Origin of the sequence: Streptomyces sp. SPB074 (assembly GCF_000154905.1) — a bacterium.
Lineage (GTDB): Bacteria > Actinomycetota > Actinomycetes > Streptomycetales > Streptomycetaceae > Streptomyces.
Map to the genome: position 1 here is coordinate 3,480,330 of NZ_GG770539.1, position 6,935 is coordinate 3,487,264.

3 protein-coding genes and 1 pseudogene are annotated in these 6,935 nt (G+C 70.6%); all 4 read right to left on the minus strand.

The window, feature by feature from the left end; genetic code table 11:
* Window positions 1–129: 129 nt before the first annotated feature.
* Window positions 130–2,754, minus strand: a complete 2,625-nt coding sequence (gene gyrA, locus SSBG_RS14385; RefSeq protein ID WP_008746840.1) for a DNA gyrase subunit A — start codon at window positions 2,752–2,754, stop codon at window positions 130–132.
* A 116-nt stretch (window positions 2,755–2,870) separates the two neighbouring features.
* Entirely contained in the window at window positions 2,871–5,051 is a 2,181-nt protein-coding gene (gene gyrB, locus SSBG_RS14390; RefSeq protein WP_078491305.1) for a DNA topoisomerase (ATP-hydrolyzing) subunit B, read from the minus strand.
* 1,035 nt (window positions 5,052–6,086) lie between these two features.
* Window positions 6,087–6,707, minus strand: coding sequence for a DUF721 domain-containing protein (locus tag SSBG_RS14395; RefSeq protein ID WP_234010528.1), 621 nt, complete (start codon window positions 6,705–6,707; stop codon window positions 6,087–6,089).
* Window positions 6,704–6,935 (minus strand): annotated as a pseudogene (locus SSBG_RS31190) (DNA replication and repair protein RecF); the annotation flags it as partial. The pseudogene SSBG_RS31190 and the gene SSBG_RS14395, both read right to left, overlap by 4 nt.

Sequence of the window (6,935 nt, forward strand, 5' to 3'; positions counted from 1 at the left end):
CGGTCACTGTTCCCCCCTGGGAATCCGGTGCGCGCCGGCGTCTGCCGCTCCCGGAACCACGGGCCCCCTCCGGCGGGGTCCCGCTGGTGCCCGCACCCGTGGTTCCAGTCACGTCCTCACTCCTCGCGCCTATTCGGCCGAGGGCTCCGTGCCCTCAGCCGTGCCCTCGGCCGGGTCCGCCTGGGGCTCGTCGTCGGGGCCGGCCGCCTCGACCTCTTCGGCCTCGCGTCCCGCCTCGGCGTTGCGCGCGACGGCCACGACGGCATCGCGCTTGCCCAGGTTGATCAGTTGGACGCCCATGGTGTCACGGCCCGTCTGCCTGATCTCATTGACTCGCGTGCGAATCACACCGCCCCCGAGCGTGATGGCGAGGATCTCATCCGTCTCCTCGACCACCAGCGCACCGACGAGCGAACCCCGGTCCTCGACGATCTTCGCAGCCTTGATGCCGAGGCCGCCACGTCCCTGGACCCGGTACTCGTCCACGGGGCTGCGCTTCGCGTAGCCGCCGTCGGTCGCGGTGAAGACGAACGTACCCGGACGCACGACATTCATCGAGAGCAGTTCGTCCCCGTCCCGGAAACTCATGCCCTTCACGCCGGAGGTGGCGCGGCCCATCGGGCGCAGGGTGTCGTCGGTCGCGGTGAACCGGATCGACTGCGCCTTCTTGCTGATGAGCAGCAGGTCGTCGTCGGCCGAGACCAGCTCGGCGCCGATCAGCTCGTCGTCGGCACCGTTGTCGGTCTCGCGCAGGTTGATCGCGATGACACCGCCCGAGCGGGGCGAGTCGTAGTCCTTGAGCGAGGTCTTCTTGACCAGCCCGCCCTGGGTCGCGAGGACCAGGTACGGGGCCGCGTCGTAGTCCCTGATCGCGAGGATCTGCGCGATCGACTCGTCCGGCTGGAAGGCGAGCAGGTTCGCGACGTGCTGACCGCGCGCGTCCCGCCCGGCGTCCGGCAGCTCGTACGCCTTCGCCCGGTAGACCCGGCCCTTGTTGGTGAAGAAGAGCAGCCAGTGGTGCGTCGTGGTGACGAAGAAGTGGTCGACGATGTCGTCCTCCTTGAGCTTCGCGCCGCGCACCCCCTTCCCGCCGCGCTTCTGGGACCGGTAGTCATCGGTACGGGTCCGCTTGACGTAACCGCTGCGGCTGATCGTGACGACGATGTCCTCCTCGGCGATCAGGTCCTCCATGGACATGTCGCCGTCGAAGGGCACGAGCTGACTGCGGCGGTCGTCGCCGAACTTGTCCACGATCTGGCCGAGTTCGTCGCTGACGATCTGCCGCTGCCGCTCGGGCGAGGCCAGGATCGCGTGGTACTCGTCAATGCGCCGCTGGAGCTCGTCGTGCTCCTGCATGAGCTTCTGCCGCTCCAGGGCCGCGAGACGGCGGAGCTGCATCTCCAGGATCGCGTTCGCCTGGATCTCGTCGATCTCCAGGAGGCCCATCAGGCCGCCGCGCGCGTCCTCGACGGTCTCGCTGCGCCGGATCAGCGCGATGACCTCGTCAATCGCGTCGAGCGCCTTGAGCAGACCGCGCAGGATGTGGGCGCGCTCCTCGGCCTTGCGCAGCCGGAAGCGGGTGCGCCGGACGATGACCTCGATCTGGTGCGTGACCCAGTGCCGGATGAAGGCGTCGAGGGAGAGCGTGCGCGGCACCCCGTCGACCAGGGCCAGCATGTTCGCGCTGAAGTTGGTCTGGAGATCGGTGTGCTTGAACAGGTTGTTGAGGACGACCTTCGCGACCGCGTCCCGCTTGAGGACGACGACGAGGCGCTGACCGGTGCGCGAGGAGGTCTCGTCCCGGACGTCGGCGATGCCGCCGATCTTGCCGTCCTTGACCAGGTCGGCGATCTTCTGGGCGAGGTTGTCGGGGTTGACCTGGTACGGCAGCTCGGTGACGACGAGGCACTGCCGGTTCTGGATCTCCTCGACCTCCACGACCGCGCGCATCGGGATGGAGCCGCGCCCGGTCCGGTACGCCTCCTCGATGCCCTTGCGGCCGACCACGAGGGCGCCCGTCGGGAAGTCGGGGCCCTTGATCCGCTCGATGAGCGCGTCGAGCAGCTCCTCGTTGCTCGCCTCGGGGTGCTCCAGGTACCACTGGGCACCGGCCGCGACCTCGCGCAGGTTGTGCGGGGGGATGTTGGTCGCCATGCCGACCGCGATACCCGCCGAGCCGTTGATCAGCAGGTTCGGGAAGCGCGAGGGCAGGACGTCCGGCTCCTGGGAGCGGCCGTCGTAGTTGTCCGAGAAGTCGACGGTCTCCTCGTCGATGTCCCGCACCATCTCCATCGAGAGGGGGGCCATCTTGCACTCGGTGTACCGCATCGCGGCGGCCGGGTCGTTGCCCGGGGAGCCGAAGTTGCCGTTGGAGTCCACGAGCGGCATCCGCATCGACCAGGTCTGGGCGAGGCGCACGAGGGCGTCGTAGATCGAGGAGTCACCGTGCGGGTGGTAGTTGCCCATGACGTCGCCGACGACGCGGGCGCACTTGTAGAAGCCCTTCTCGGGCCGGTACCCGCCGTCGTACATGGCGTAGAGCACGCGGCGGTGCACGGGCTTGAGCCCGTCCCGCACGTCGGGCAGCGCACGCGAGACGATGACCGACATCGCGTAGTCGAGATAGGAGCGCTGCATCTCGGTTTCGAGCCCGACGGGCTCGACGCGCATCGCGAGGCCCGCGGCGCCGTCGTCGGCGCCGGGGATCGGCCCGGTGGGCTCCTCGTCGGGGGTGGGGGTGTTCTCGTCGGCCATGTGCCGTACTGGTCCTTTCGGCCTGCTCGCTGTCCAGGGTCTCTCCGGCCCCGTGCCGCGGGGCCCGGCCCCGGTGTCCGGCGGCGCGCGGGCCGCCGGACACCGGAGGGGGATGCCTAGATGTCGAGGAAGCGGACGTCCTTGGCGTTGCGCTGGATGAACTGGCGGCGCGCCTCGACGTCCTCGCCCATGAGGACGGAGAAGAGGTCGTCTGCCTGAGCGGCGTCGTCGAGCGTGACCTGGCCGAGGACGCGGTGGTCCTGGTCCATCGTCGTCACGCGCAGTTCCTCGGCGTCCATCTCGCCGAGGCCCTTGAAGCGCTGCACAGCGCCTTCGCGGAGCCGCTTGCCGTTCTCGCGGCCCAGGGCGATGAGCGCGTCCCGCTCGCGGTCGGAGTAGGCGTAGTCCACGTCGTCCTTGCCCCACTTGATCTTGTAGAGCGGGGGACGCGAGAGGTAGACGTGCCCGGACTCGACCAGCGGGCGCATGAAGCGGAAGAGAAAGGTCAGCAGCAGCGTGTTGATGTGCTGCCCGTCGACATCGGCGTCCGCCATCAGGATGATCTTGTGGTAGCGGAGCTTCTCGATGTCGAAGTCCTCGTGCACCCCGGCGCCGAACGCCGAGATGAGCGCCTGGATCTCCTGATTGTGGAGGATCTTGTCGACGCGGGCCTTCTCGACGTTCAGGATCTTGCCGCGGATCGGCAGGATCGCCTGGTACATCGGGTCGCGCCCGGACTTCGCCGAACCACCGGCGGAGTCCCCCTCCACGATGAAGATCTCGCACTTGGTCGGGTCGTTCGACTGGCAGTCGGAGAGCTTCCCCGGGAGCGAGGCCGTCTCCAGCAGGCCCTTGCGGCGCGTGAGGTCGCGCGCCTTGCGGGCGGCGACACGGGCGGTCGCGGCGGAGATGCCCTTGCGGATGATGTCGGAGGCTTCGTTCGGGTTCCGGTCGAACCAGTCCGCGAGACGCTCGTAGACGATCTTCTGCACGAAGGTACGGGCCTCGGTGTTGCCGAGCTTCGTCTTCGTCTGGCCCTCGAACTGCGGCTCGCCGAGCTTGACGGAGATGATCGCCGTCAGGCCCTCGCGGATGTCGTCGCCCGTGAGGTTGCCGTCCTTCTCGCGGAGCAGCTTCTTGTCGCGCGCGTACTTGTTGACGATCGTCGTCAGCGCGCCGCGGAAGCCCTCCTCGTGCGTACCGCCCTCGTGCGTGTGGATCGTGTTCGCGAAGGAGTAGACCCCCTCCGTGTACCCGGCGTTCCACTGCATCGCGACCTCGACGGAGAGCAGCTTCTCCTTGTCCTCGGCCTCGACATCGATGACCGAGGGGTGAATGACCTCGCCCTTGCGGGAGTTGAGGTACTTCACGAAGTCGACGATGCCGCCCTCGTAGTGGTACGTGACGGTACGGGCCTCCGGCGGCTCCTCCGCGTCCACGACCTCCGCGCTGTCCGCGCCGACCGTGGCCTTCGCCGACTCGCGCTCGTCGGTGAGCTTGATGGTGAGGCCCTTGTTGAGGAAGGCCATCTCCTGGAAGCGGCGCGCGAGCGTCTCGAAGGAGTACTCGGTCGTCTCGAAGACATCGCCGTCGGCCCAGAAGGTCACCGAGGTGCCGTGCTCCTCGGTCGCCTCGCCCTGGTGCAGGGGGGCGGTGGGCGCGCCGCGCTCGTACTGCTGGGTCCAGATGTGGCCGTCGGTCTTCACCTCGACCTCGACACGCGTGGAGAGCGCGTTGACGACCGAGACACCCACCCCGTGCAGACCGCCGGAGACCGCGTAACCGCCACCGCCGAACTTGCCGCCCGCGTGCAGAACGGTCAGCACGACCTCGACGGCCGGCTTCCCCTCCGAGGGCACGATGCCCACGGGGATGCCGCGCCCGTTGTCCACGACGCGCACGCCGCCGTCGGGGAGGATCGTGACGTCGATCGTGTCGGCGTGCCCGGCGAGGGCCTCGTCGACCGAGTTGTCCACGACCTCCTGGACGAGGTGGTGCAGGCCGCGCTCACCGGTCGAGCCGATGTACATGCCCGGGCGCTTGCGGACCGCGTCCAGGCCCTCCAGGACGGTGATCGCGTTGGCGTCGTAGGAGGTCTCGGCACTGCCCGATGTTTCACGTGAAACATCGCCGCTCACCGCACCCGCCTCCGACTCGGCCGCCACCGATGTTTCACGTGAAACATCGCTCTGCCCCGGTGCGGGTACGGCGTTGCCGCCGTCCTCGTCCGGGTTCGACGGATTGTTCTCGTTGGGGTTGCCGGAATCGGCCACGAAGCGCCCTTTCTGGCACAGCACAGACCTGAACCCGAAGGGCGGGAGCGGCTGCGTCGTTCTACTCGGCGTTAGTCGGCGGTGCGGTGTCTCGCGAACGCTCGCGAGAGCTTGCGGGTCTCGCGGTGTGCGAGGTGGTGCGGGTGGTACGGGAACGGATCTCACCGAGCGTCGATGCCTCGTCACTCGTCAAGCCCCCGCCCCGAGAGCGGGATTACTGCTCAGTCTACCGGTAACGCCGACAGCGATGAGGGTTTGCAGGTAGCTGAGTACGCATGTGCCGCCCTCAACCGGCCTCTTCCGACTCCCCATATACGGACCGGGGCTCCAGGGGGCTCACAGCGGCACTCAGCGCTTCGGCCCGGCTCCGGGGTGTCAACCGCCGGTGACGACTCCGCGCCTCCCCCGCCCAGACCCGCAAGAAACGCAGGTCAGAGACCCTATGACCAGGCGGAGAACAGAGCGGGCAAGCCCTTTCGACAGGACGGCAACGGTCCCCCGGTCGCCCCGGGGCGCCGCGCGCGCCCCGGGGCTGCGGGCGAGGGCGCGGGCGGGGCCAAAGTGCGGGGGACCGAGGCCGCAGGGCCCTGGTGGGGAGGGACACATGAGCGGATCGCGGTCGCGTGGACGATCGGGGGCGAGCGCCGGGGGGCCGCGCGGGGTACGGGCGAGGTTGGTACCGCGAGGGGCGTGCGGCTGGGAGCACGGGAGGGCCGGAGCGAGCGCGCGCGGAAGTCCCGGAGCGGGGGCGCGCGAGCCGCTACGCGAGGGGGCACCGATCGGGCTGCGGACGGCTGGGGGGCACGCCAAGAGGCGCGCGCGGGACCCCGTACGGCGAGATGTGCAGGGCGGGCCCGCGCCGCGAGGGGTGCGCGTGGGCCCGTACCGCGAGAGGAGCGGGCGAGGGCGGCGCGCCGAGGGGTGTGCCGTAGGCCCTCACCGCGAGGCGCGCGGGCGAAGCCGGTACGGCGCGGCGCGCGAGGTCGCTTCGCACCGCGAGGCGTGCCGTGAGGAGCGTGGGCTGGGTCCGTACCCTCGCGGGAGCGGCCGCCTCCCCGCCTATCCCCAGGTGTCGCGGTCTCCCCGGCTGCCGGGGGCGCGGAGGGGGCCGTAGCGGCGGGCCGGGGCGGTGGGGCCCTCGATGCGCAGCAGGCGCACGGTGTCGGGGCCGAGGGCCTCGTTGAGGCGGGCGACGAGTTGCGGGGCGAGGAGGCGCAGTTCGGCGGCCCAGGTGCTGGAGTGGCAGCGGATGCGCAGGACCCGCTCGTCCTCGTCGTAGTGCTGCGGCTCGCAGTTGCGTGCCACGTTCTCGCCGACGATCTGCGGCCAGCGGTTCATGACCCCGCCGACGGCGGCGCGGGTCTCCCAGCCGCGGTCGGACATGAGGCGGTGGATGGCCGCGCCGAAGGACAGGGGCTCGCGTCCCTCGCCGCGGCTCCCGCGCCGGCCGCCCCGGCGTTCGGGGCCGCGGGCGTGGACACCGAGGCCCTGTTCGCGGGCCTGCTTCTGGGCGGCGCGCAGGGCCTCGCGGGCGAGGTCGGCGCCGGACCCCGCGGTCTTCGGCGCGGGCTTCGCTGCGGGCCGTACCGGTTGATCGGGCACGGCGGCGGCGTCGAGCGCCGGCTGGTGGGCCCCGGAGGGCTGGTGCGGACGGCCGCCCGCGGCCTGCTCCTCGCTCATACGCGCCGCACCGTCCCTTCGGCGACCGCGTACCTGGCGCCCTTGAGCGGCGCGGGCACGTCCTCCTCGACGGCCGCCGTGACGAGGACCTGCTCGCCGGGGGCCACGTGCTCGGCGAGGCGGTCGCGGCGGCGGGCGTCGAGTTCGGCGAAGACGTCGTCGAGGATCAGGACCGGCTCGCCGCTGCGCCGCCCCTCGGTGCCCGGATCGGGCTGCGGGCCCCAGGGC

What these genes read in the sequence shown, in the direction of transcription:
- SSBG_RS14395 (WP_234010528.1), bottom strand. Translation starts at nt 6,707, where the DNA reads ATGAGCGAGGAGCAGGCCGCGGGCGGCCGTCCGCACCAGCCCTCCGGG.
- gyrA (WP_008746840.1), bottom strand. Translation starts at nt 2,754, where the DNA reads ATGGCCGACGAGAACACCCCCACCCCCGACGAGGAGCCCACCGGGCCG.